The organism is Kribbella sp. NPDC104740 (assembly GCF_055583505.1).
On sequence record NZ_JBVJNV010000003.1, the window covers coordinates 791,553 to 813,429 of the forward strand.

Consider the following 21,877-nt stretch of genomic DNA (forward strand, 5'->3'; position numbering starts at 1 on the left):
TGCAGGGCCAGGCCTACTGCAGCGCTGGGTGACGGCAGCGCCGGTTCACTGCAGCGCGGCCCTCGGCAGGAGCTCGCCGACGATCTGCCGGGTGAAGATGTCGTAGCTGATCACCAGCAGCTCGTCGCCGGGCAGCTCGACGACCGCTGGGTTGGCCTGGTCCAACGTGTCCCGGCCCGCGTCGATGACCACGCGCAGCGCGTCCTGGTCCCACCGGCCCAGCGGATCGCCGATGATGGTCGCCACCGTCGGCCGCCCCGGGTTGAACTGCTTCGACACGTCCCCGAACGCCAGCAGCACAGCGCCGTCCGACAGCGTCAACGTGTCAGCCGACGAAGCGTGCAGCCCACATAGCTCCGGCTCCGACCAGGTCATCCCGTTGTCGTCGCTGCGGACCAGCTCTGCCTCCTCGTCGGTCCGCAGCAGCGCCACGACCTGTCCGCCCGGCAGCAACGTCAGCACCGGCTCCTGGTACTCCCGCCCGTCCCTACGCCCCAGCACGACCTCCTGCGCCGCCGGCCAGGTCAGCCCGCCATCTGTCGACCGCACCACGCTCGCCGAGTGGTTCCGGTCCCCCGGGAACACCCCGTAGACCGGCGCCAGCAGGTCCCCACCCGGCAGCTCCAGGATCTGCCCGTGCGCCACGATGTGCCCAGCCCGGAAGCTGTGCCACACCTCGGCAGTCTCGTGATCCACCATCGCGGACCCCACCGCCACCGGCTCACCCCAGGAAGCGCCCCCGTCCACCGAGCGAGCCACGAACACCCCCGGACACGTGTACGGCCGCACCGCCCACTCGATCTGGAAGAAGCTCAGCAGAATGTCCCCGTTGCCCAGCTGCACCAGCATCGGGTCCCGGTCGTCGGAGAGCGTGTCGACGACCACCCGAGGCTCCGACCAGGTCCGCCCGTCGTCGCTGCTCTCGGCCACGACGATGCGCCCAATACTCCGCACGTGCCCCAGCCCTTCCCGCCACACCACCAGCACCCGCCCGTCGGCCAGGCGGATGGCGCTGGGGAAGTAGGGCAGCTGACCGGCAATGGTTCGGGCAATCACCACGCGACTCATGCACCCACGCTTTCACAGACCGACACCCACCACTGATCAACCGCCGAGTCGCACAGGTCCCCACGCTCAACCGAGGCAGAAAGCCGGCGCTGAGCGGAGGTTGATCAGTGGTGGGTGTCGCACCCGCCGGCTGCCGGGTATGCGTCCCTGTGGACGAGCCGAAGCATCGGCGGCTCCGATCCGGCAGGCTGCTGCGATGACGGACGTTGGCGAGGTGCTGGCTCGGCGAGGCGGGAGCGCGACGTTCTCCGACCTGCGGGTCGTCGTCACGCCGCACTCGATCCGGGCGGCGCTCGCGGCGAACAGCATCCGCCGGGTGGCCAAGGGCGTCTACGCGCTGCCGGAAGCTCCGCCGGCGCTGACAGCGGCCCGCAGTCAAGGTGGCGTCGTCTCGCACCTCAGCGCGGCTCAGCACTGGCAGATGAATGTCGTCTCGGTGCCGACGCTTCCTCATGTGACTCTCCCACCCCGCCGGGCGCGTCGCCGGGCTGGGCTTCCCTGCGTCCTGCACTGGGCCGAGGTGCCGGCGATCGACGACGTGACGACGCCGGTCCGGACCGTGCTGGACTGCATCCGGACGCTGTCGTTGGGCGAGGCCCTCGCGGTGGCCGACTCAGCGCTCCACCTCGGGCTCGTCGACCACGACGAGTTGACGGCCGCGGCGGGCCGGCTGGCGGGACCGCACCGGCGGCGGATTCAGCGGGTGGTCGGTCTGGCTGACGGCCGCGCCGAGTCGGTGCTGGAATCCGCTCTGCGAGCGATCCTGATCGAGGCCGGTATCGAGGGATTCGAACCACAGGTAGCTGTCCGGGACGTGGGTTTCAGTGCACGCCTCGATCTTGGGCACCGCCGGCAGCGCATCGGGCTCGAGGCCGACGGGTTCGAGCACCACGGGAGCCGGGCAGCTCTGGTCAAGGACTGCCGCAGGCACGTCAACCTGAGCCTGCGTGGCTGGCTGATGCTGCGGTTCAGCTGGGAGGACGTGATGTACGACCGGGAGTGGGTGGTGGCGTCCGTGAGCGAGGCACTCCAACACCCACCACTGATCAACCGGCTTTCAAGGGCCGCCTGAACGGCTCGCAGCGCTCACGGCTAGGGGTGGCAGAGTGCTTGATCAGTGGTGGGTGTCGCCCCACCTCACGCCGGGCGGCCGCCGACGAAGGTCTGCGTGACCAGCGGGACGCCCGGGCGGTACGCCAGGTGCAGGTACGACGGCGCGTCAAGGACTGCCAGGTCGGCTCGGGCGCCGACGGAAAGGTGGCCTACGTCCGTACGCCGCAGCGACGCGGCGCCGCCGGCGGTGGCGGACCAGAGGGCCTCGGCGGGGGTCATGTGCATCTCGCGGACGGCCAGAGCGATGCAGAACGGGATGGAGGACGAGTAGCCGGAGCCGGGGTTGCAGTCGGTGGCCAGGGCTACGGTGACGCCGGCGTCCAGGAGGCGGCGGGCGTCGGGGTACGGGGAGCGGGTGGAGAACTCGACGGCGGGGAGGAGGCCGGCTACGACGCCGGCTGAGGCCAGGGCGTCTACATCTGCACCAGACAGGTGTGTGCAGTGGTCGGCTGCGGCCGCGCCGACCTCGCACGCGACCTGGACGCCGGGGCCCTCGCCTAGCTGGTTGGCGTGGACGCGAGCCGAGAGGCCGGCGGCTTGGCCGGCGCGGAGGATGGTGCGGGCCTGGTCGGCGTCGAAGGCGCCGCGTTCGACGAAGACGTCGACCCACTTGGCGTGCTTGGCGGCCGCGTCGAGCATCGGGCCGGTGACCAGGTCGACGTAGCCGGCGGGGTCGTCGGCGAACTCGGCCGGTACGACGTGCGCGCCCAGGTACGTCGTCTCGTCGGTGAAGTCGGACGCGACTGCCAGCGACCGGGCCTCGTCGGCCGCGGTCAGGCCGTAGCCCGACTTGATCTCGACCGTCGTCGTGCCCTGGCGGCGCATCTCGGCGACCAGGCGGGCGACGTTCGCGGCGAGCTGCTCGTCGGCGGCCGCGCGGGTCGCGGCGACTGTCGTGCGGATGCCGCCCGCGCTGTACGGCGTACCGGTCATCCGAGCCGCGAACTCCTCGGCGCGGTCACCGGCGAACACCAGGTGCGCATGCGAGTCGACGAACCCCGGGACCACCGCGCGGTCGCCGAGGTCGAGCGACGAGTCGGCTGAGGGCGCGGAGGTGCGCGGCCCGGCCCAGGCGATCGTGCTGCCCTCGATCACGAGCGCGGCGTCGTGCAGCTCGCCGAGCAACGGGCCGTGGGACGGGTCGTTCGTCACCAGCGAGCTGATCCCGGTCAGCAGCAGCGAGCTCATGTCACCTCCGCGATCGCGGCCGCCAGTTCGGCGCCGACGTCGAGTTTCGAATGGTTGCCCTCGGCAACGCGCAGCTGTCCGTCGACGACCACGTCGGTGACGTCCGCGCCGGACGCCGCGAAGACTGCTGTCTCGATCGACGCACCGGTCCCGGCCGTCCGCACGCTGTCGGTCCGGACCGCGACCAGGTCCGCGCGAGCACCGACCGCGATCACCCCGGCGTCGGGGAAGCCCAGCGAACGGTGCCCATCGACGGTCGCCGCGGCGAGCAGCTCCGCCGCCGACCAGTGCCCGCGCTCCTGCGACGCCAGCCGCTCGTCCAGCTCGACGGCGCGCATCTCCTCGAAGAGGTCGACCACCGCGTGACTGTCCGAGCCGAGTGTCACCGCCGAGCCCGCCGCGCGCAGCGCGACCGACGGGCCGATCCCGTCGGCCAGGTCGCGTTCGGTGGTCGGGCAGAAGCACGAGTACGTCGCGGAGCTGCCGATCCGGTCGATGTCGACGTCGGTCAGGTGCGTCGCGTGCACGGCGCTCGTCCGCGCGCTCAGGAAACCCGCCTCGTCGAGCACCTGCGTCGGCGTCCGCCCGTACGCCGCCAGGCAGGCGTCGTTCTCGGCGACCTGCTCCGAGAGGTGCACATGCAAAGGGGCTTCGGGCAACAAAGAGGCGACGGCGCCGAGCTGGTCGGCCGGGACGCCGCGGACCGAGTGCGCGGCCGCGCCGATCACCACGTCGTCGGCGCCCTGCAGCCGACTGACCCGCGAGGCCCAGCCGACCACGTCGCCGTCGCTGAAGCGTTGCTGTACGTCGTTGAGCGGCTGGTCGATGCCGCCGGCGACGTAGCAGGTGTCGAGGAGGGTGATCCGCAGGCCGGCGTCGCGGGCGGCGGCGATCAGGGCCTCGCCCATCGCGTTCGGGTCGTCGTACCGGCGGCCGCCCGGGGCGTGGTGCAGGTAGTGGAACTCGCCGACGGCGGTGATGCCGGTGAGCACCATCTCGCCGTAGACGGCGCGGGCGAGGCGGTAGTAGGTGTCGGGGGTGAGTCGGCTGGCGACGGAGTACATCTGGTCGCGCCAGGTCCAGAAGGTGCCGCGCCCGGCCTGGGTGCGGCCGCGGAGGGCGCGGTGGAAGGCGTGGCTGTGGCAGTTCGCGAGGCCGGGGAGGACGAGGCCGTCGAGGCGGGTCGCAGTGCCAGGAGGTGCACCGACGTCAACGGCTGTGATCCGTCCGTCGGTGACGGTCACCAGGACAGCATCTTCAACGCCTGTGGGGAGAACTGCTCGTGCGCACCAGTAGGCGGTCATTTGGCGAGGTCTTTCAGTACGGCGGCGAGCGCGTCCACGCCTGCCAGGCAATCGTCCATTTCCGCATGCTCGGCCGGTGAGTGCGAGATGCCCGTTGGGTTGCGGACGAAGAGCATCGCCGTCGGGATGCCTGCATCCGAGAACACCCCGGCGTCGTGACCGGCGCCGGTCGGGAGGATCGGCGCACCGTCCAGTACGCCGGACAGCCGGTCGCGGAGGCCCGCCGGGAAGTCGACCACCGGAGAAACTGACTCGGGAGTGACGGAGACCGTCGTCCCGTCGCGCTCGGCGCGTTCGGTCGCCTGGCGGGTAATTGCCTCTAGCAACGACTCCAGGATCTCGGTCGACGCCGCGCGGGCGTCGAGCCAGGCGGTGACCTCCGACGGTACGGCGTTCGTCCCGTTCGGTTCGACCGCGAGGCGGCCGAAGGTCGCGCGGGCGCCGGCCAGGCGGGCCTGCTTGTTGGCCGCGAGGGCGGTCATCGCGTAGGTGAGCATCGGATCGTGGCGGTCCTCCATCAGCGTCGTACCGGCGTGGTTCGCTTCGCCGGAGAACGTGAAACGGAAGCGGCCGTGCGGCCAGATCGAGGAGGCGACGCCGACGGGTGCGGTGAGCGCGCGGCCCTGCTCGACGTGGAGCTCGACGAAGGTGCCCATCTTGTCCAGCAGCGGCGAGGGGCCGACGCCGGCGGGGTCGGTGCCGGCCGCTTCCAGAGCCGCGGCCAACGAAACACCAGTCCGGTCCTGCAGTGCCAAAGCCTTTTCAGGAGCCAGCACACCGGCGGCGACGCGGGAGCCGAGGCAGGGCATGCCGAAGCGGGAGCCTTCCTCCTCGACGAAGGCGCCGACGCCGATCGGAACAGCAGGCTGGAAACCTTCTGCCCGCAGTTGGTCGACAGCGGCAAGTGCGGAGACGACACCCAAAGGTCCGTCGAAGGCGCCACCATCGAGGACAGAGTCGAGGTGGCTGCCGGTCACCACACCCTTGCCGGTGGATGAACCCCACCAGGCGACCAGGTTGCCGATTCCGTCCGACTCCAGCACCAAGCCGCGGCTGGAGCACTGATCGACAAACCACTCAGTTGCTGCTCGTTCGGTGTCGGTCCAGCCGCCTCGGCGGTAACCCCCGCTGAGGGGGTCACGGCCGATGGCGGACAGGTCCGTCCAGAGCTGTTCGAAGGTCAAGACAGCGGGTTCTTCGACAGCCAGTCCTTCGCGACGGCGGCGGCGGACTCGCTGCCGCCCTCGGCGCGCTTGACCAGGTCGGTCAGGTCGTCGGTCGTGAGCTTGGCCTGTACGGCGTTCAGCGTCGACGCGACGTCAGGGCTCTTGTGGTCGGTGCGGATCAGCGGAACGATGTTGTTCGGCAGGTGGATGTGCTCGGGGTCCTCGAGCACGACCAGGTTGTTGTCCTTGATCGCCGACTGCGTGGTGAAGAACTGGGTGACCTGGATGGTCCCGTCCTTCAGCGCCTTCAGGCTCAGCGGGCCACCGGCGTCCAGCGTCTTGAACTCCTTGAACTCGACGCCGTACTTGTCCTTCATCCCGGCCAGGCCCGCGGTCCGCGTCTTGAACTCGGGTCCACCGCCCGCGACCATGTCCTTGCTGACCGCCTTCAGGTCGGCGATCGACTTCAGCGAGTACTTCTGCGCGGTCTCCGGGGTGACGACGATCGCGTCCTCGTCGGCCGCCGCGGACTTGTCGAGCACCTCCAGGCCGGCCGGCAGCACGCCCGGGATGGCCTTGTAGACGGCCTCGGCCTCGTTCTCGGTGGCGTCCTTCTTGAAGTAGACCAGCGTCGCGCCGGTGTACTCCGGCAGCAGGTCGACGGACTTGTCCTGGATCGCGGCCATGTAGAGCTCCCGGGCGCCGATGTTCAGCTTCCGGTTGACCTTGATGCCCTTGGCCTCCAGCGCCTGGCCGTAGATCTCGGCCAGCACCTGGCTCTCGGCGAAGTTGGCGGACCCGACGGTGAGCGAGTCGACCTTGTCGGGCGCCGAGCCGCCGCCGGCGTCGTTGCCGCCGCCCAGCGGGTCCTCGCCGCCCCCGCACGCGGCGAGCGCGAACACGGCCGACGCGGCGATGGCGCTGCGGATGAAGGTTCTTCTGAACACGGGATCCTCCAGGGGTCCGTCTACTACACCCCGGCCGGTGCCGGAGCAGTGGAAGTCTTGGTGTCGGCCTTGCGCCGCAGGCGGCCGGTCAGCCCGGCCGAGACGGCGTACCGGCCGGCGAACGCGAACAGCAGGTCGAGGACGATCGCCAGTACGGCGACCAGCACGGCCCCGGTCAGCATCTGTGGGAAGTCGCGCAGGCTCAGCCCGTCGATCACGTACCGGCCGAGGCCGCCGAGCGCGACGTACGCCGCGACGGTCGCGGTGGAGACGATCTGCAGGGTGGCGCTGCGCAGCCCGGAGATGATCAGCGGCAGCGCGATCGGGATCTCGACCTTGGTGAGGATCTCGCGGCCGGTCATGCCCATCCCGCGGGCGGCGTCGATGGTGGACCGGTCGACGCCGGACACTCCGGCGTACGTCGAGGCCATGATCGGCGGGATGCCGAGCACGACCAGCGCCACGATCACCGGCACCCGGCCGATCCCGATCAGCAGCACGATCAGCGTCAGCAGGCCGAGGGTCGGCAGCGCGCGGGCCGCGTTGCCGGTGTTGATCGCGACGAACGCGCCGCGCCGGGTGTGCCCGATCAGCAGGCCGATCGGGAGCGCGATCAGCGCGGCGATCGCGAGCGAGAGGAAGGTGTAGGCGAGGTGCTGCAGGATCCGGTTGCCGATGCCTTCGGCCCCGGACCAGTTCGCGGAGTCGCTGATGAACTCGAGGAATCCCTGGATCATGGCTCAGGCCTCCTTCGGGGTGTTGACCCGCGCCCACGGCGTGAGCAGCCGTTGCAGCCCGACCAGCAGGACGTCGGCGAGCAGCGCCAGCGCGAGCGAGAGCACGACGCCGACCAGGATCGGGGTCAGGAAGTCCTGCTGGAAGCCCAGCGTGAACAGCTCCCCGAGCCCGCCGATGCCGATGATCGCGCCGACGCTGACCATCGAGATGTTCGCGACCGTGACGACCCGCAGGCCGGCGAAGATCACCGGGACGGCGATCGGGAGGTCGATGGTCACCACCCTTCGCAGGGTTCCATAGCCCACCGACACCGCGGCCTGGAGCACGTCCTCGGGTACCGAGCGCAACCCGTCGATCACGTTGCGGATCAGCAGCGAGACCGCGTAGATGGTGAGCGCGATGATGATGTTCGCGGCCGACAGCACCTTGGTGCCGATGATCGCCGGCAGCACGATGAACAGCGCGATCGAGGGCAGCGAGTAGAGCACGCCGCCGAGCGCGACGAGCGGGTTCGCGAGCCAGCTGTACCGGGTCGCGACGTACCCGAGCGGGACCGCGATCAGCAGCCCGAGCACCATCGGGATCAGCGCCAGGTACAGGTGCTCCAGCAGCTGCTCCCAGATCAGGGCGCTGTTGTCTCCGACCCACGTCATGGGCGCAGTACTCCGGACAGCGCGGTGTAGTCGATGACGCCGACCGGCTTGCCGTTCGCGTCGACGCAGACGCCCTGACCGACGGGCGACGTCAGTACGGCGTCCATCGCGGCCCGCAGCGAGTCACCGCGCTGGAAGACGGCACCGATCGGCAGCAACTCACCGTCCTTCTGCCAGCCGCAGGGCTTGCCGTCCTCACCACAGGACAGGTCGCCCGGAACAGGTCCGAGCGGCAGGTCCTCAGCCGTGACAAACGTCAGCGCCCGGTAACCGCGGTCCTGCCCGATGAAGCTCTCCACGAAGTCGTCCGAGGGATGCGCCAGCAGCTCGGCCGGTGGCGCGAACTGCGCGAGCTTGCCGCCGACCCGCAGTACGGCGACGTTGTCGCCGAGCTTGATCGCCTCGTCGATGTCGTGGGTGACGAACACGATCGTCTTGCCGATGTCGCGCTGCAGGCGGAGCAGCTCCTCCTGCAGTTGGTGGCGCACGATCGGGTCGACCGCGCTGAACGGCTCGTCCATCAGCATGATCTTGGGGTCGGCGGCCAGTGCGCGGGCGACGCCGACGCGCTGCTGCTGACCACCGGACAACTGCGCGGGGTACCGCTCGGCCAGCTTCGGGTCGAGCCCGACGCGTTCCAGCAGCTCCATCGCGGTGGCCCGGGTCTTGCGCTTGTCCCAGCCGAGCAGCTTCGGCACCGTCGCGACGTTGTCCACCACGGTCTTGTGCGGGAACAGCCCGGCGTGCTGGATCACGTAGCCGATCCCGCGCCGCAGCGTGACCGGGTCGCCGGCGTTGATGTCCTCGCCGTCGATCGAGATCCGGCCGCTGGTCCGCTCGATGGTGCGGTTGATCATCCGCAGCGAGGTCGTCTTGCCGCAGCCCGAAGGGCCGACGAAGACGGTGATCTCGTTGCTGGGAATCCGCAGCGACAGGTTGTCGACGGCCACCGTGCCGTCCGGGTACTGCTTGGTGACGTCTTCGAACTCGATCATGGCGCCCCTTCGCGCTGGTCGGCGATCGCCCGAACGATCCTAGGGGAACGAGGGCCCGGTGCCACCCGATCGGCACCTTTCTCATTCCTCGGGAAAGTGCACCTCAGCGCTGCGCTACGGTCGCACTCTGTACTACGAACACCCCGTTCCCCGTGGCCGAAGCGTCAGGACTCCTGCATCGGAATCCGTACGCCCCGCTCGGCCGCTACTTCTGCTGCCTTCTCGTACCCCGCGTCCACGTGCCGAATCACACCCATCGCCGGGTCGTTGGTGAGCACCCGCTCCAGCTTCTGCCGGGCCAGCTCGGTGCCGTCGGCAACCGACACCTGACCGGCGTGGATCGACCGGCCCATCCCGACCCCGCCGCCGTGGTGGATCGACACCCAGGAGGCGCCGCTGGCGGTGTTCACCAGCGCGTTCAGCAGCGGCCAGTCCGCGATCGCGTCCGAGCCGTCCAGCATGCCTTCGGTCTCCCGGTACGGCGACGCGACGCTGCCGGTGTCCAGGTGGTCGCGGCCGATCACGATCGGCGCCTCCAGCTCACCGGAGGCGACCATCTCGTTGAACCGCAGGCCGGCCTTGTCGCGCTCGCCCTGGCCGAGCCAGCAGATCCGGGCCGGCAGGCCCTGGAAGGCGACCCGCTCGCCGGCCATCTTGATCCAGCGGGTCAGGTGCTCGTTGTCACCGAACAGGTCGAGGATCGCCTGGTCGGTCCGCGCGATGTCGCGCGGGTTGCCGGACAGCGCCGCCCAGCGGAACGGGCCCTTGCCCTCGCAGAACAGCGGCCGGATGTACGCCGGAACGAAGCCCGGGAAGTCGAACGCCCGCCCGAAGCCCGCCTTGCGCGCCTCGTCGCGGATCGAGTTGCCGTAGTCGAAGACCTCGGCGCCCGCGTCCTGGAAGCCGACCATCGCCGCGACGTGCCGGGCCATCGAGGCCTGGGCGCGCTCGGTGAACCCGGCCGGGTCCTTCTGCCGCTCGGTCACCCAGTCCTCGAAGTCGACGCCGACCGGCAGGTACATCAGCGGGTCGTGCGCGGAGGTCTGGTCGGTGACGATGTCGATCGGGGCGCCGAGCTCGAGCAGCTCCGGCACGATCACCGCGGCGTTGCCCAGGACACCGATCGACAGCGGTTTGCGCGCCTTCTTGGCCTCCTCGGCCAGCTGCAGCGCGTGCTCGACCGAGTCGGCCCGGACGTCGAGGTAGCGGTGCTCGATCCGCCGGTGGATCCGGGAGTCGTCGACGTCGATGCAGATCGCGACACCGTCGTTCATCGTGACGGCCAGCGGCTGGGCGCCGCCCATGCCGCCGAGCCCGGCGGTCAGCGTGATCGTCCCGGCCAGGGTGCCGCCGAACTTCTTCTCGGCGACCGCGGCGAACGTCTCGTAGGTGCCCTGCAGGATGCCCTGGGTGCCGATGTAGATCCACGACCCGGCGGTCATCTGGCCGTACATGGTCAGCCCGAGCGCCTCCAGCCGGCGGAACTCCTCCCAGTTGGCCCAGTCGCCGACCAGGTTCGAGTTGGCCAGCAGCACCCGCGGCGCCCACTCGTGGGTCCGCATCACGCCGACCGGGCGGCCGGACTGAACGAGCATCGTCTCGTCGTCCTTCAGCGTGGTCAGCGTGCGGACCATCGCGTCGAAGGAGTTCCAGTCCCGCGCGGCCTTGCCGGAGCCGCCGTACACGACCAGCTCGTCGGGGTGCTCGGCCACCTCGGGGTCGAGGTTGTTCTGCAGCATCCGCAGGGCGGCTTCCTGCTGCCAGCCCTGGGCGGTCAGCGTGGTGCCGCGGGCGGCGCGTACGGGACGGGGTCCGGACATGGGTGATCCAGCCTTTCCAGTTGATCAGGCGAGCGGGCCGGTGACGGCCTCGACAGCGGACAGGTAGGTGCCGTCGGCAACGAGCCGGACGGAGTGCTCGATCTCGGGGGCGAGGTGCCGGTCGGTGCCCGGCCCCTCGACGTGGGCGCGCAGCTCCCGCCGTACGGCGGAGGTGGCGGGCGACGGGTCGAGCGGGGCGCGCAGGTCGAGCGCGCGGGCGGCGGTCAGGATCTCGACGGCGAGCACGCGCTCCAGGCCGTCGACGGAGCGGCGCAGCTTGCGGGCGGCGGACCAGCCCATCGACACGTGGTCCTCCTGCATCGCGCTGCTCGGGATCGAGTCGACGCTGGCCGGGACCGCCAGCCGCTTCAGCTCGGACACGATCGCGGCCTGCGTGTACTGCGCGATCATGTGCCCGCTGTCGACGCCCGGATCGTCGGCCAGGAACGCGTTCAGCCCGTGGTTGCGGGCGACGTCGAGGAACCGGTCCGTACGCCGTTCGCTGATGCTCGCCACGTCGGCGACGGCGATCGCGAGGAAGTCGAGCACGTAGCCGACGGGCGCGCCGTGGAAGTTGCCGTTCGACTCGACGCGGCCGTCGGGCAGCACGACCGGGTTGTCGATCGCGGCGGCCAACTCGCGGCCGGCGACAGTCGCGGCGTGGGCGATGGTGTCGCGCGCGGCGCCGTGCACCTGCGGCGAGCAGCGCAGCGAGTACGCGTCCTGGACCCGGTTGCAGTCCGGGCCGCGGTGGCTGGCGACGATCGGGCTGTCCGCCAGTACGGCGCGCAGGTTCGCGGCGGCGGCGCCCTGGCCCGGGTGCGGGCGCAGCGCCTGCAGGTCGGCGGCGAAGACGCGGTCGGTGCCGAGCTGGCCCTCGACGCTCATCGCGGCGGCGATGTCGGCGGTCTTCAGCAGCCGGTCCAGGTCGGCCAGCGCGAGGACCAGCATGCCGAGCATGCCGTCGGTCCCGTTGATCAGCGCGAGGCCTTCCTTCTCGGCCAGGACGACAGGCTTCAGGTCGTGGGCGGCGAGCGCGTCGCCGGCGTCGAGCAGGTTGCCGTCGCGGTCGCGGACCTTGCCCTCGCCCATCACCGCGAGGGCGACGTGCGACAGCGGCGCGAGGTCGCCGGAGCAGCCGAGGCTGCCGTACTCGTGCACGACCGGCGTGAGACCGGCGTTCAGCAGTCCGGCGTACGCCTGGGCGGTCTCGACCTTGACCCCGGTCCGCCCGGTGGCGAGCGTCGAGAGCCGCAGCAGGACGAGCGCGCGGACGACCTCGGTCTCGACCTCCGGGCCGGAGCCCGCGGCGTGCGAGCGGACCAGGCTGCGCTGCAGCTGGGCGCGCAGCTCCGGCGCGATGTGCCGGGTCGCCAGGGCGCCGAAGCCGGTCGACACCCCGTAGTGCGGGACGTCGGCGTGCGCCAGCGCCTCGATCGCGGCCCGGGACTTGGCGATCTCCTCCAGCGCGTGATCGTCGATCCGCACCGGCGCGCCGTACCGGGCCACGGCGACCACGTCACCGGCGCTCAACGGGCCGGTCCCCACTACTACCTCGGCTGTCTCCACCCGCCCATTGCACCGCGCCCGCCGCCGGACCGACAGGACCGCCACCCCAGTTGCTGTCTCAGATGCGAGACAGTTGTGCGACCCCGGCGCGCAATAGGCTGCAGGCATGATCGAGGTACGCCGGGCGGTCCCGGGTGACGGGGCAGCGATCGCGGCGGTGCTCGCGGCCGCGCTGCCGCGGCTGGTGAAGACGGCCCGCGGGCTGGAGTCCGAGCTGAGGTCCAGCCAGGCACGGGTCGTGCTGCTGGGCCTCGACGACGGGCAGCCCGTTGGCTACGGCAACGTCTACCTGTCCGACCCCGGCGAGAAGTCGCCGCGGATCCGGATCGCCGTCCAGGTCATGCCGGACCGCCGCGGTCGCGGTGCCGGGCAGGCGCTGCTGACCGAGGTCGAGCGGGTCGCCGCCGAGGCCGGCGCGGTGTCGCTGCTGACCGTGGTCGAGGACGACGACCGCTCGCTGCACTTCGCGCGCGAGCGCGGGTTCGTGGTCGACCGGCAGATGAGCCACTCCGAGGTCGCGCTCGCCACGACGCCCGATCCGGTCGACCCGCCGGAGGGACTGCGGCTGGCGTCGTACGAGGAGGTCGGGCCGCGGCCGGTCTGGGAGGCCATGACGGCGGTGATCGGCGGCGACCCGAGCGGGCTGTCGTTCGTCGGCCCGTATGACGAATGGGTGGCCTCGGGCTGGCAGAACCCGGACCTGCGCCCCGACCTCAGCTTCGTGCTGCTCGACGGCGACCAGGTGGTCTCGCTGGTCAGTACGGCGGCCGACCCGGACCGTGGCGTGATCTGGTCGAACCTGACCGGCACCGTCCCGGCGTACCGGGGACGCGGGCTGGCCAAGGTGGTGAAGTCGCACGCGCTGCGGCGCGCCCACCTGGCCGGACTGACCAAGGCCTCGACCGGGAACGACGCCGCGAACGCACCGATGCTCGCGGTCAACGACTGGCTCGGCTACCGGCTCGCCGGGTCGGCCTGGACCGCGGAGAAGGCGCTGTGAACAAGAAGCTGATCCGGTCGCTGACCTTCTTCGCCGTGCTGTCGGCGGCGGTCGGCTTCCTGCTCTCCGGCGAGGCCCGGGTCTTCGACTGGCGACTGGCCGGCGGGCTGTTCGCGTTCGCCCTGGCCGGTGAGCTGGTCCGGCTGAAGATCCGGCGCGGCCGCGCCCGGAACCGTCAATCGTCCACAACCTGAGACAAGGCCGCTACCCTCACAGTTGTGAGCGGCAACGTTCCCGCCTCGACCCGGACCTTGCGGGTGCTGACGTTCCTGGCCACCCAGCCCGGACCCGTACCGATGGAGCGCATCGCCTCCGCGGTCGGCCTGCCACGCTCGTCGACGTACCACTTGCTTCGGGCAATGATCGACGAGGGCTTCGTCGTGCACCTGCCCGAGGACAAGCGCTACGGCCTCGGCGTCGCGGCGTTCGAGATCGGCAGCGCGTACCTGCGCCACGACCCGCTCGAACGGCTCGCCCGCCCGCTGCTGGCGCAACTCGTCGCCGAAGTCGGCCACACCGCGCACCTCGGCGTCCTGCACGGCCGTGAGCTGGTCTACCTGCTCAAGGAGCAACCCCCGCGGCCGCTGACGCTCGTCACCGACGTCGGCGTCCGCCTCCCCGCCACGCTGACCGCCTCCGGCCGCGCCCTGCTCGCGGCGCTGCCTCCGGCCCAGGTCCGCGCGCTGTTTCCCACGCCCGAGACCTTCGTACGGCGTACCGACCAAGGCCCGCAGACCCTCAGCCAGCTCCGCCGCCTGCTCGCCGACGAACGCCAGCAGGGCTTCGCCGTCGAGGAGTCGCACGTGACCGCGGGCGTCACCTCGGTCGCCAGCGCGGCCGTCGACCACGCCGGGCACCCGGCGGCCTCGATCAGCATCTCGTTCCGCAGCGACGCGGTCTCCCCCGGCGAACGCTCGCTGCTGGCCCGCCGGGTCCGCCAGGCCGCCGACGCGTTGACCCGCCGCCTGCGCGGCTGAAGTGGTGCTGGGCCTACCCAGCGCGGGGTTCTGAACCCAGTGTCCGGTGTGTCGGTCTTCCCGAGGATGAGAGCTCCTTCAGGAAAGGGATCTCATGCTTGCGACTGCTCTCGCGACTTCTGCTCTGCTTGTTTTTCCACTCAGCGCACCGGGCGACACCGTGGTTCGGACCGATCTCGGTCAGGTACGCGGGGTGACCGACGGCAGCACGACGACATTCCGGGGCATTCCGTACGCTGCCCCGCCGGTGGGCGCGTTGCGGTGGCGATCGCCGCAGCCGGCTCAGCGGTGGAAGGGCGTGCGGGACGCCACGGAGTACGGGAAGGCGTGTGCTCAGCTGGAGCATCCGATCGGGGTGGCCAGTACGAGCGAGGACTGCCTGGTCGTCGACGTGACGACGCCGAAGCGCTCTTCGGGCCTCCGGCCGGTCGTGGTCTGGATCCACGGCGGGAGCTTCACCAGCGGCGCGAACAGTGTGTACGGGACGAAGCGGCTCGCGGCGCAGGGCGATCTGGTGGTTGTCCAGGTGCAGTACCGGCTCGGCGCGCTGGGTTTCCTCGGCGGGAACTACGGGCTCGAGGACCAGCAGGAGGCGTTGCGGTGGGTGCGCCGGAACGCGGCGGCGTTCGGTGGGGATCCGCGGAACGTGACGATCATGGGCGAGTCGGCGGGGGCGTACAGCGTGTGTGACCACCTCGCGTCGCCGACTGCCGCGGGGTTGTTCCAGCGCGCGATCGTGCAGAGCGGGCCGTGTGCGCAGGAGTACTCGGAGACCAACTACGCGGCGCCGCGGCCGAAGGCAGTCGCGGAGAAGTACCGGCGTGACCTGACGACCGAGTTGGGATGCAGGACTGACCACTGCCTACGCCAGGTCTCGGTGGACAGGCTCTTGGAGGCGACAGCAGAGGACGAGTTCGGTCCGGTGCTCGGCGACAAGGTGCTGCCGTTACACCCGACTCAGGCCCTGCTCAGCGGGCGGGTCAACCGCGTCCCGGTGCTGCACGGGATCAACCACGACGAGGAGCACGGCCGGTACGGCGCGCAGGAGGCGGCGACCGGGGTAGCGATCACGCAGGAGGAGTGCGAGACAGCAGTGCGGAAGCAGTTCGGTGCGAGGGCACCGAAGGTGCTGGCGGCGTACGACGACCTCAAGCCCGCCGGGCTGGCGCTGTCGACGGTGATGACCGACGCGCAGTGGGCGGCACCGGCGTACCGGACGAACCAGCTGCTGTCGCTGCGGATGCCGACGTACGCGTTCGAGTTCGCCGGGGACGCGCCCTGGTACCTCGGGCTGGGGCGGCCGGATTGGCCGGTCGGGTCGCACCACATGACCGACCTGACCTACCTGCTCGACCTGGCGATCTTCGAGCCGGCTGACGCGGAGCTGTCCGCCGAGGTGATCGAGCGGTGGAGCACCTTCGCCAGGACCGGGCAGCCGAACGCGGCCGGTACGGCGTACTGGCCGCGGGCGACGCCGTTCGACCGGCAGGTGCTGTCGCTCGACCCGGCCGGCGTCACCCGGACCGACTTCGTCGCCGGGCACCGGCTCGGCTTCTGGCGCTAGAAAGAGCGAAGGCCCGGCCCGGAACCACCTGATTCCGGGCCGGGCCTCAGCAGAGGGTCACCAAGACGATTTGGTGATCCCCGGGAGCTCCCCACGGTGGGCCATCGTGCGGAAGCGAACTCGGGAGATGCCGGCCTTGCCGACGTAGCCGCGCGGGCGGCCGTCCACCGCGTCGCGGTTGCGGACCCGGATCGGGCTCGCGTCCCGCGGCAGTTTCTGCAGCTTCAGCTGCGCCTCGCCGCGCTCGCCGGAACCGGTCGCCGGGTCGGCGATCAGTGCCTTGAGCGCGGCCCGGCGCTCGGCGTACAGCGCGACCACCCGTTTGCGCTGCTCGTTCTTGGCGATCTTGCTGGTCTTCGCCACGCCGTTACCGCTCCTCGCGGAAGTCGACGTGCTGACGCAGAACCGGGTCGTACTTGCGGATCATCAGCCGATCGGGGTCGTTGCGGCGGTTCTTCCGGGTCACGTAGGTGAACCCGGTGCCGGCCGTGCTCCGCAGCTTGACGATCGGACGGATGTCGTTGTGCTTGGCCATCGACCAACCTTTCTGGGCGCTCGCGCGCCGTAGGACTCAGTACGGTGAACACCTGGGACCCGGGTGCGTATTCCGGTCCTCGGAGTGTAGGTTGTATTGGTAATCATTTTCAACAAGCGTCTCAAGGAAGAGGGTACGGATGCTGCCGGTCACCTTGGTCACCGGGGTCGACACCCCGGCCCGCGACACCGCCGCCACCGAGCTGCTGCTGCCCGGCACCGTGCTCGTCGAGTACGACGTGCGCGGGCTGGCCGGCGGCTCGGTGGTCCGGATCGCGCGGACGGCCAACGGCGTGATCGACCGCGAGGTGATCACGATGGGGCATCCCTGCGTGTCCTGCGCGATGCGCGGCACGCTGGTCGAGCTGCTCCGCGGGATCGCGGCCGTCGGCCGGTACGACGCGGCGGTGGTGAACATCCCGGCCGCGGGCGACCCCGAGGCGCTGGCCGCGGAGATCACCCGGGACGCGAGCGGGGAGCTGCAGGTCAGCGCGGTGCTGGCGGTGGTCGAGGCGAGCACGTTCGTCGCGGACGCGACCGGCGAGGAGCTGGTCCGCGATCGCGGGATCCCGACGGCGGCCGAGGACAACCGCGCGCTGGCCGAGGCGATCGTGCACCAGGTCGAGTACGCGGACGCCGTACTGATCGCCGGCTCCAGCACTGATGCCCGAGCACTGGCCGAGGCCCTCAATCCTCAGGCCCTGCACATCGAGAACGTCCGCGAGCTGTCCGGCGGACCACTGCACGATCCGGCCACCGCGCGGGCCCGCGTCGAGCCCGGCACGATCAGCGCGCCGCTGCGGGAAGAAAACGGCCCGGTCCGGACGTTCCTGTTCTCGTCGGACCAGCCGTTCCACCCCGAGCGGTTGTACGACGCGTTGGAGGACCTCGTCGACAAGACCGCCCGCGGCAAGGGCACGGTCTGGCTGGCGACCCGGCCGCGGGAGCGGCTCGGGTGGGACAGCTTCGGCACCAACATCTCGATCGGCGTCCTGGGCCGTTGGCTCGCCGACCTCCCGGCCGACCGCTGGCCGGAGGTGAGCAGCAGCCACCGGGCCCGGTCGGCGTTCGAGTGGCACCCGGAGCACGGCGACCGCGCGAGCTACCTGTCCTTCACCGGAGTGGATCTCGACATCTGGGAATTAGAGCGCCGCCTGAATGGTTGTGTCCTACGTGCGGATGAAGAGGTCAGCAGCCTGACCGACCCGTTCGCCCCTTATCTGGAAGGAAGTACCGCTGCATGAAGCAGAACATTCACCCGGAGTACCGGCGGGTCGTCTTCCGCGACAAGTCGGGCAACTTCAGCTTCCTGACCGGTTCCACCCGGGAGAGCTCGGAGACCGTCGTCTGGGACGACGGCAACACGTACCCGGTGGTGGACGTGGAGATCTCGTCGGCGAGCCACCCGTTCTACACGGGCCAGCAGCGCGTGATGGACACCCAGGGCCGCGTCGAGAAGTTCAAGAAGCGCTACGGCCAGAAGTAACCACAGACCAGGCACGGTCGCCCCTCCACCCGGCGGCTGCTGCCACCCGGCCCGCTGATCCCTCCCCCCACGGATCGGCGGGCCTTCTTCTTGCCCGAACCATCGTCTCGGATCCGAGACGATGGTTCGGGCGTGGTGCTTCAGCCGGTGGGTGGGCAGGTCCCACACTGTGGCTGTGGAGCCGATCGAGCTGTCCGGGGCCGGGCTGACGCCGTTGACCGCCGTCGGTCTCGGCCAGCGCCGTACGCCGGTCCGCCTGGGCGAGATCGCCCGCAAGCGGATGGCCGACTCGGCCGCGGCCGTCACCGAGATCGCCCGGCACCAGCCCGTTTACGGGCGCACCACCGGCGTCGGCGCGAACCGCGACGTGCTCACCAGCGACCCCGAGCACGGCACCCGCCTGCTGCTGTCACACTCCACGACCGGCACCACGCCGTACCCGCGAGACGTGGTCCGGCTCGGCCTGCTCATCCGCGTCAACCAGCTGGCCGCCGGCGGCTCCGGGCTCAACCCGGAGGTCGCCGACGCGATCGTGCGGCTGCTCAACGACGACGAGCTCCCCGACCTGCACCGCGGCGGCGCGATCGGCACCGGCGACCTCGGCCCGCTGGCCGAGCTCGGCCTGGCGCTCGGCGACGTCATCGACGGCACCAGCGCGCTCCCGCTGCTGTCCAGCAACGCGATCACGCTGGCCGAGTGCTGCCTCGCGTACGTCGAGGCGGCCACGCTGATCAACGTCGTCCCGCTGGTCGGCGCCCTGTCGCACGTCGCGATGCGCGGCAACGGCGAGGTGTACGACGTCCGCGTGCACGAGGCCCGCCCGCAGCCCGGCCAGGTCCGGGTCGCCACCCGGATGCGCACCCTGCTGGCCGGCCTCCCGCTCGCGGCGGCCCGGATCCAGGACCCGTTCGGCCTCCGCGCGTTCGCCCAGGTGCTCGGCCCGGCGGTCGACCATGTCGATGCCTTGGGCAACGCTCTGAAGATCGACATCAACGCCTCGGCCGAGAACCCGCTGGTGGCCGGCGGCACCGTGCTGCACAACGGCAACTGGCACGCGATGCCGATCGCCCTGGCCCTGGACTCGCTGCGGCTCAGCCTGCACAGCGTCGCGACGCTCTCGACGTCGCGCGTCGCGAACCTGGTCGACCCCGACTTCACCGGCCTGTCCCGCTTCCTGGCCAGCGGCGCCGAGGCCAGCTCGGGCGTGATGATGATCGAGTACGTCGCGCACGACGCGCTCGCCGCGGTGCGGTCGACCGCGCAGCCCGCCACCCTGGGGACCGCGACGCTGTCCCGGGGCGCGGAGCACCATGCCAGCTTCGCTCCCCAGGCCGCGGTCCTCACCACCCAGCTCCTCGACGCCCTGCGGGAGGTGCTCGCCTGCGAGCTCGTCACCGCGGTCCGGGCTGTGCGCTTGGCCGGTTTCACCCCGGCAGACCTGTCGCCGTCAGCGGTGGGTCCCTGGCTGGCCGACGCGTTCGCGGCGCTCCCACCCGCCCTGGGGGACCGTTCGTTGCGCGACGACTTGGAGATCGCGCGCGGCCTGATGACGCAGTGGGGCGACCGGCAGGTCGAGCACCCGGCCGAGTCGGGCTAGCCGGCCCGCCGACTCCGGCTAGCTCGTCAGCAGGTTCAGGTCGGCCGCGTAGGCCATCGCCTTGAAACCCCTGGCGTTCGGGTGCAGGTGGTCGCCGCCGTCGTAGCCCGGCGCGAGCCGCAACGGCTGGTACGGATCGCGGACCGCGTGCTCGAACTCGAGGTACCCGTCGTACTCGCCGGAGGTCCGGATCCACTGGTTCAGCGCCTGCCGCGCGACCTCGCCGCCGACGGTGTAGTGGTCCGCCGCCCAGTACGGCGTGAGCGTCGCGCCGTACACCCGCAGACCGGCCGCGTGCGCCCGGGCGATCAGCTGCCGGTGCGCGTTGATCAGCTGCGTGCCGGAGATCGAGCCCTTGCCGGCGCGGATGTCGTTGATGCCTTCGAGGATCACCACCGCGCGCACCCCGCTGCGCCGGACCACGTCCCGCTCGAACCGCGCGATCGCGGCCTCGCCGGAGACGCCGCCGTTGACCAGCAGCCGGTTTCCGCCGATCCCCGCGTTCACGACGGCGTACCGGCGTTTGGTCAGCCGGTCCGCGAGCTGGTCCGGGTACCGCAGGTTGCCGTCGACCGGCGACGAGGCGCCGTCGGTGATCGAGTCGCCGAACAGCACGATCGCGCCCTCGGACGACGTCTTCACGTCCACCCCGGACAGCACGAACCGCGCCATCCCCGGGATCTTCCTGTACGGCGCACCGCCCGCCCGCGTCTGGTTCCCGGCGGCGCTGAACGCCGACGCGTAGCCGGCCGGGTGCTGCGTGAGCGGGCCGGTCGGGCCCGGGAAGTAGGTGCTGATCACGACGTCGCTGTCGTTGCCGATCGGCAGGTCGATCGGGTCCGACACCGACTCGGCGCCGACCGGGATCGTGACCGCCGCGCGGCCGCCGTACGTGACCGGGACGCTCTTGAGCAGCTCGAGGTTCGGGGTCCCGGCGCCGCCCTTGCGGGGTGCGACCGAGCTGGCGCCGACGACCAGCGGCTGCTTGCCGAAGCGGTTCGACAGCCGGATCCGGATCGAGCCGCCGCCGAGCGAGAGGTGCGCGACCTGGCGGATCGTGGTGTTCCGGACGCCGGTCGCGGACGGCCCGGTCGGCCCGGCCTGCGTGACCGCGGCGCCCCAGCTCGCGACCCAGCCGTCCGGCGGAGCGGTGACCCGCGCGGGCGCCTCCGGCGCCGGTGCGCCGGGCAGCGACGAGGCCACCATGGCGACGGCCGCGATCAGCGACTGCATCCAGCTCTCGGCGAGCATCATCGGGGCGGCCTCACCGGCCGTATTCTTCCACAGCCGGGGCGTGAGTTCATTCAGTCGATTGACAAGCGCCCGTTCTGCCGAAGGCTGTCCAGCGCCGCCACAGTGACGACCCCGCGGTACTCCAGCGTCGCCATCGGACCCGGCGGTTCCCAGGTCAGCGCCCAGCCGCCGTCGGCGTCCTGGTCGGCGACCAGCCGGTCGAGATGCCCGTCGATCTGCTCCTGGGTGAAGAGCTGCCGCCACACGCTGTCCGGCGTCGGCGCGAAGTGCAGCGGCGTCACGCCGTACGTCGGATCGTCGGCGTTCGCCCGGTACGTCGACAGCTTCGGCAGCCAGTCCCGGATCGCGTCCAGGTCGAGGTCCGGCTGCTGCTCCAGGAAGCGCAGCGTCTCCAGCATCCCGTGCCCGTCCTCCGGGAGTCCCTTGGCCAGCTCGGCCTGGCACCAGGCGGTCGCCTGGTCACGCCACGGGTGCTCGAAATCGAGTTGGTGCAGCCGCCCGACCAGCCCTGCTGTCGGGTTGAGCCCGGGGATGTACGTCCAGTCGGCCATGTGGTCGGCCCGCGGGTAGCCCTCGATCGCCGGGTTGCACAGCGAAACCGCACCCTCCGGCGTCGCGACTGACTGCAGCCAGTCGCAGGCGCCGCCGATCAGCTCCTCGTCCCGGACGCCGGCCGCGATCATCACGTCGAACGCGGTCTCCACGTCGAGCGCCGTACTGTCCGGGCAGCGCTTGTCCGGCTCCAGCCCGTGCCCGAACCCGCCGTCGGCGTTCCGGTACCCGCGCAGCGCGTCGAGGACCCCGGCCCGGTCACCGCCCTCGAACAACGCGCTGAACAGCCGCCGCTCCAGCAGCCGTGCATCGCGCCTGACGAACTCCCGACCACCCGCGAAGATCTCCATAC

At 71.0% G+C, this 21,877-nt stretch carries 22 protein-coding genes; 8 read left to right on the plus strand and 14 right to left on the minus strand.

Translation table 11 applies throughout. The annotated features are described in order from the left end of the window. Positions 1 to 45: 45 nt before the first annotated feature. Entirely contained in the window at positions 46 to 1,068 is a 1,023-nt protein-coding gene (locus ACZ6Z4_RS19890) for a sialidase family protein (protein WP_465566086.1), read from the minus strand. A 196-nt stretch (positions 1,069 to 1,264) separates the two neighbouring features. On the opposite strand from ACZ6Z4_RS19890, the gene ACZ6Z4_RS19895 reads away from it, so the two are divergent. Further along, positions 1,265 to 2,140, plus strand: coding sequence for a DUF559 domain-containing protein (locus ACZ6Z4_RS19895; RefSeq protein ID WP_465566089.1), 876 nt, complete (start codon positions 1,265 to 1,267; stop codon positions 2,138 to 2,140). Positions 2,141 to 2,205: 65 nt separating this feature from the next. Here ACZ6Z4_RS19895 and hutI read toward each other — a convergent pair whose 3' ends face one another. The 9 genes from hutI to hutH all read right to left on the minus strand — a co-directional run bounded on the left by hutI (position 2,206) and on the right by hutH (position 12,561). Beyond that, positions 2,206 to 3,369: an imidazolonepropionase gene (hutI, locus tag ACZ6Z4_RS19900; RefSeq protein WP_465566092.1), complete on the minus strand. Its 1,164-nt coding sequence runs from the start codon at positions 3,367 to 3,369 to the stop codon at positions 2,206 to 2,208. After that, positions 3,366 to 4,673, minus strand: a complete 1,308-nt coding sequence (locus ACZ6Z4_RS19905; protein WP_465566095.1) for a formimidoylglutamate deiminase — start codon at positions 4,671 to 4,673, stop codon at positions 3,366 to 3,368. Before ACZ6Z4_RS19905 ends, hutI begins: the two co-directional genes overlap by 4 nt. Beyond that, positions 4,670 to 5,857 carry an allantoate amidohydrolase gene (locus ACZ6Z4_RS19910; RefSeq protein ID WP_465566098.1) on the minus strand — a complete coding sequence of 396 codons (1,188 nt, stop codon included), beginning with the start codon at positions 5,855 to 5,857 and terminating at the stop codon, positions 4,670 to 4,672. Before ACZ6Z4_RS19910 ends, ACZ6Z4_RS19905 begins: the two co-directional genes overlap by 4 nt. Continuing rightward, entirely contained in the window at positions 5,854 to 6,786 is a 933-nt protein-coding gene (locus ACZ6Z4_RS19915) for an ABC transporter substrate-binding protein (RefSeq protein ID WP_363669835.1), read from the minus strand. The genes ACZ6Z4_RS19910 and ACZ6Z4_RS19915 overlap by 4 nt, the downstream gene beginning before the upstream one ends. A gap of 23 nt (positions 6,787 to 6,809) precedes the next feature. Further along, positions 6,810 to 7,523, minus strand: coding sequence for an ABC transporter permease (locus tag ACZ6Z4_RS19920; RefSeq protein ID WP_363669837.1), 714 nt, complete (start codon positions 7,521 to 7,523; stop codon positions 6,810 to 6,812). A gap of 3 nt (positions 7,524 to 7,526) precedes the next feature. After that, positions 7,527 to 8,177, minus strand: a complete 651-nt coding sequence (locus tag ACZ6Z4_RS19925) for an ABC transporter permease (RefSeq protein ID WP_363669839.1) — start codon at positions 8,175 to 8,177, stop codon at positions 7,527 to 7,529. Beyond that, the gene (locus ACZ6Z4_RS19930) at positions 8,174 to 9,172 is read right to left on the minus strand and encodes an ABC transporter ATP-binding protein (protein ID WP_465566104.1); all 999 of its coding nucleotides are present in this window, start codon (positions 9,170 to 9,172) and stop codon (positions 8,174 to 8,176) included. The genes ACZ6Z4_RS19925 and ACZ6Z4_RS19930 overlap by 4 nt, the downstream gene beginning before the upstream one ends. Before the next feature lie 164 nt (positions 9,173 to 9,336). Next, positions 9,337 to 10,992, minus strand: coding sequence for a urocanate hydratase (gene hutU, locus ACZ6Z4_RS19935; protein ID WP_465566108.1), 1,656 nt, complete (start codon positions 10,990 to 10,992; stop codon positions 9,337 to 9,339). Between the two features lie 24 nt (positions 10,993 to 11,016). Beyond that, positions 11,017 to 12,561: a histidine ammonia-lyase gene (gene hutH, locus ACZ6Z4_RS19940; protein ID WP_465566111.1), complete on the minus strand. Its 1,545-nt coding sequence runs from the start codon at positions 12,559 to 12,561 to the stop codon at positions 11,017 to 11,019. Positions 12,562 to 12,667: 106 nt separating this feature from the next. Here hutH and ACZ6Z4_RS19945 point away from each other — a divergent pair, with 106 nt between their 5' ends. The 4 genes from ACZ6Z4_RS19945 to ACZ6Z4_RS19960 all read left to right on the plus strand — a co-directional run bounded on the left by ACZ6Z4_RS19945 (position 12,668) and on the right by ACZ6Z4_RS19960 (position 16,102). Further along, positions 12,668 to 13,561, plus strand: a complete 894-nt coding sequence (locus ACZ6Z4_RS19945; RefSeq protein WP_465566114.1) for a GNAT family N-acetyltransferase — start codon at positions 12,668 to 12,670, stop codon at positions 13,559 to 13,561. Beyond that, entirely contained in the window at positions 13,558 to 13,755 is a 198-nt protein-coding gene (locus ACZ6Z4_RS19950; RefSeq protein ID WP_465566118.1) for a hypothetical protein, read from the plus strand. The genes ACZ6Z4_RS19945 and ACZ6Z4_RS19950 overlap by 4 nt, the downstream gene beginning before the upstream one ends. 24 nt (positions 13,756 to 13,779) lie before the next feature. Next, positions 13,780 to 14,538, plus strand: coding sequence for an IclR family transcriptional regulator (locus ACZ6Z4_RS19955; protein WP_363669852.1), 759 nt, complete (start codon positions 13,780 to 13,782; stop codon positions 14,536 to 14,538). A 94-nt stretch (positions 14,539 to 14,632) separates the two neighbouring features. Continuing rightward, a complete protein-coding gene (locus ACZ6Z4_RS19960; RefSeq protein ID WP_465566123.1) occupies positions 14,633 to 16,102 on the plus strand; it encodes a carboxylesterase/lipase family protein in 1,470 nt (489 codons plus the stop codon). Positions 16,103 to 16,159: 57 nt separating this feature from the next. On the opposite strand, the gene rpsN is transcribed toward ACZ6Z4_RS19960, so the two are convergent. Both rpsN and rpmG read right to left on the minus strand, forming a co-directional pair. Then, complete coding sequence (rpsN, locus tag ACZ6Z4_RS19965; RefSeq protein WP_465566126.1) at positions 16,160 to 16,465, minus strand: 30S ribosomal protein S14; 306 nt, start codon at positions 16,463 to 16,465, stop codon at positions 16,160 to 16,162. 4 nt (positions 16,466 to 16,469) lie between these two features. After that, entirely contained in the window at positions 16,470 to 16,637 is a 168-nt protein-coding gene (rpmG, locus tag ACZ6Z4_RS19970; RefSeq protein ID WP_184800145.1) for a 50S ribosomal protein L33, read from the minus strand. Positions 16,638 to 16,776: 139 nt separating this feature from the next. Here rpmG and ACZ6Z4_RS19975 point away from each other — a divergent pair, with 139 nt between their 5' ends. The 3 genes from ACZ6Z4_RS19975 (at position 16,777) to ACZ6Z4_RS19985 (ending at position 19,719) form a co-directional block, all read left to right on the plus strand. Continuing rightward, positions 16,777 to 17,880 carry a CobW family GTP-binding protein gene (locus tag ACZ6Z4_RS19975; protein WP_465566131.1) on the plus strand — a complete coding sequence of 368 codons (1,104 nt, stop codon included), beginning with the start codon at positions 16,777 to 16,779 and terminating at the stop codon, positions 17,878 to 17,880. Next, a complete protein-coding gene (locus ACZ6Z4_RS19980; protein WP_077018606.1) occupies positions 17,877 to 18,122 on the plus strand; it encodes a type B 50S ribosomal protein L31 in 246 nt (81 codons plus the stop codon). The genes ACZ6Z4_RS19975 and ACZ6Z4_RS19980 overlap by 4 nt, the downstream gene beginning before the upstream one ends. A 175-nt stretch (positions 18,123 to 18,297) precedes the next feature. Further along, on the plus strand, positions 18,298 to 19,719 hold the full coding sequence (locus tag ACZ6Z4_RS19985; RefSeq protein ID WP_465566135.1) for an aromatic amino acid lyase: 1,422 nt from the start codon (positions 18,298 to 18,300) through the stop codon (positions 19,717 to 19,719). Positions 19,720 to 19,737: 18 nt separating this feature from the next. Here the strand turns inward: ACZ6Z4_RS19985 and ACZ6Z4_RS19990 are convergent, their stop codons facing one another. Next, positions 19,738 to 20,973: an SGNH/GDSL hydrolase family protein gene (locus ACZ6Z4_RS19990; RefSeq protein WP_465566140.1), complete on the minus strand. Its 1,236-nt coding sequence runs from the start codon at positions 20,971 to 20,973 to the stop codon at positions 19,738 to 19,740. Between the two features lie 50 nt (positions 20,974 to 21,023). After that, positions 21,024 to 21,875, minus strand: a complete 852-nt coding sequence (locus ACZ6Z4_RS19995; RefSeq protein ID WP_465566143.1) for a hypothetical protein — start codon at positions 21,873 to 21,875, stop codon at positions 21,024 to 21,026. Positions 21,876 to 21,877 lie beyond the last annotated feature (2 nt).

Coding starts and splice junctions, on each gene's coding strand:
- ACZ6Z4_RS19890 (WP_465566086.1), bottom strand. CDS start 1,068: ATGAGTCGCGTGGTGATTGCCCGAACCATTGCCGGTCAGCTGCCCTAC.
- ACZ6Z4_RS19895 (WP_465566089.1), top strand. CDS start 1,265: ATGACGGACGTTGGCGAGGTGCTGGCTCGGCGAGGCGGGAGCGCGACG.
- hutI (WP_465566092.1), bottom strand. CDS start 3,369: ATGAGCTCGCTGCTGCTGACCGGGATCAGCTCGCTGGTGACGAACGAC.
- ACZ6Z4_RS19905 (WP_465566095.1), bottom strand. CDS start 4,673: ATGACCGCCTACTGGTGCGCACGAGCAGTTCTCCCCACAGGCGTTGAA.
- ACZ6Z4_RS19920 (WP_363669837.1), bottom strand. CDS start 7,523: ATGATCCAGGGATTCCTCGAGTTCATCAGCGACTCCGCGAACTGGTCC.
- ACZ6Z4_RS19925 (WP_363669839.1), bottom strand. CDS start 8,177: ATGACGTGGGTCGGAGACAACAGCGCCCTGATCTGGGAGCAGCTGCTG.
- ACZ6Z4_RS19930 (WP_465566104.1), bottom strand. CDS start 9,172: ATGATCGAGTTCGAAGACGTCACCAAGCAGTACCCGGACGGCACGGTG.
- hutU (WP_465566108.1), bottom strand. CDS start 10,992: ATGTCCGGACCCCGTCCCGTACGCGCCGCCCGCGGCACCACGCTGACC.
- ACZ6Z4_RS19945 (WP_465566114.1), top strand. CDS start 12,668: ATGATCGAGGTACGCCGGGCGGTCCCGGGTGACGGGGCAGCGATCGCG.
- ACZ6Z4_RS19960 (WP_465566123.1), top strand. CDS start 14,633: ATGCTTGCGACTGCTCTCGCGACTTCTGCTCTGCTTGTTTTTCCACTC.
- rpmG (WP_184800145.1), bottom strand. CDS start 16,637: ATGGCCAAGCACAACGACATCCGTCCGATCGTCAAGCTGCGGAGCACG.
- ACZ6Z4_RS19975 (WP_465566131.1), top strand. CDS start 16,777: ATGCTGCCGGTCACCTTGGTCACCGGGGTCGACACCCCGGCCCGCGAC.
- ACZ6Z4_RS19980 (WP_077018606.1), top strand. CDS start 17,877: ATGAAGCAGAACATTCACCCGGAGTACCGGCGGGTCGTCTTCCGCGAC.
- ACZ6Z4_RS19990 (WP_465566140.1), bottom strand. CDS start 20,973: ATGATGCTCGCCGAGAGCTGGATGCAGTCGCTGATCGCGGCCGTCGCC.
- ACZ6Z4_RS19995 (WP_465566143.1), bottom strand. CDS start 21,875: ATGGAGATCTTCGCGGGTGGTCGGGAGTTCGTCAGGCGCGATGCACGG.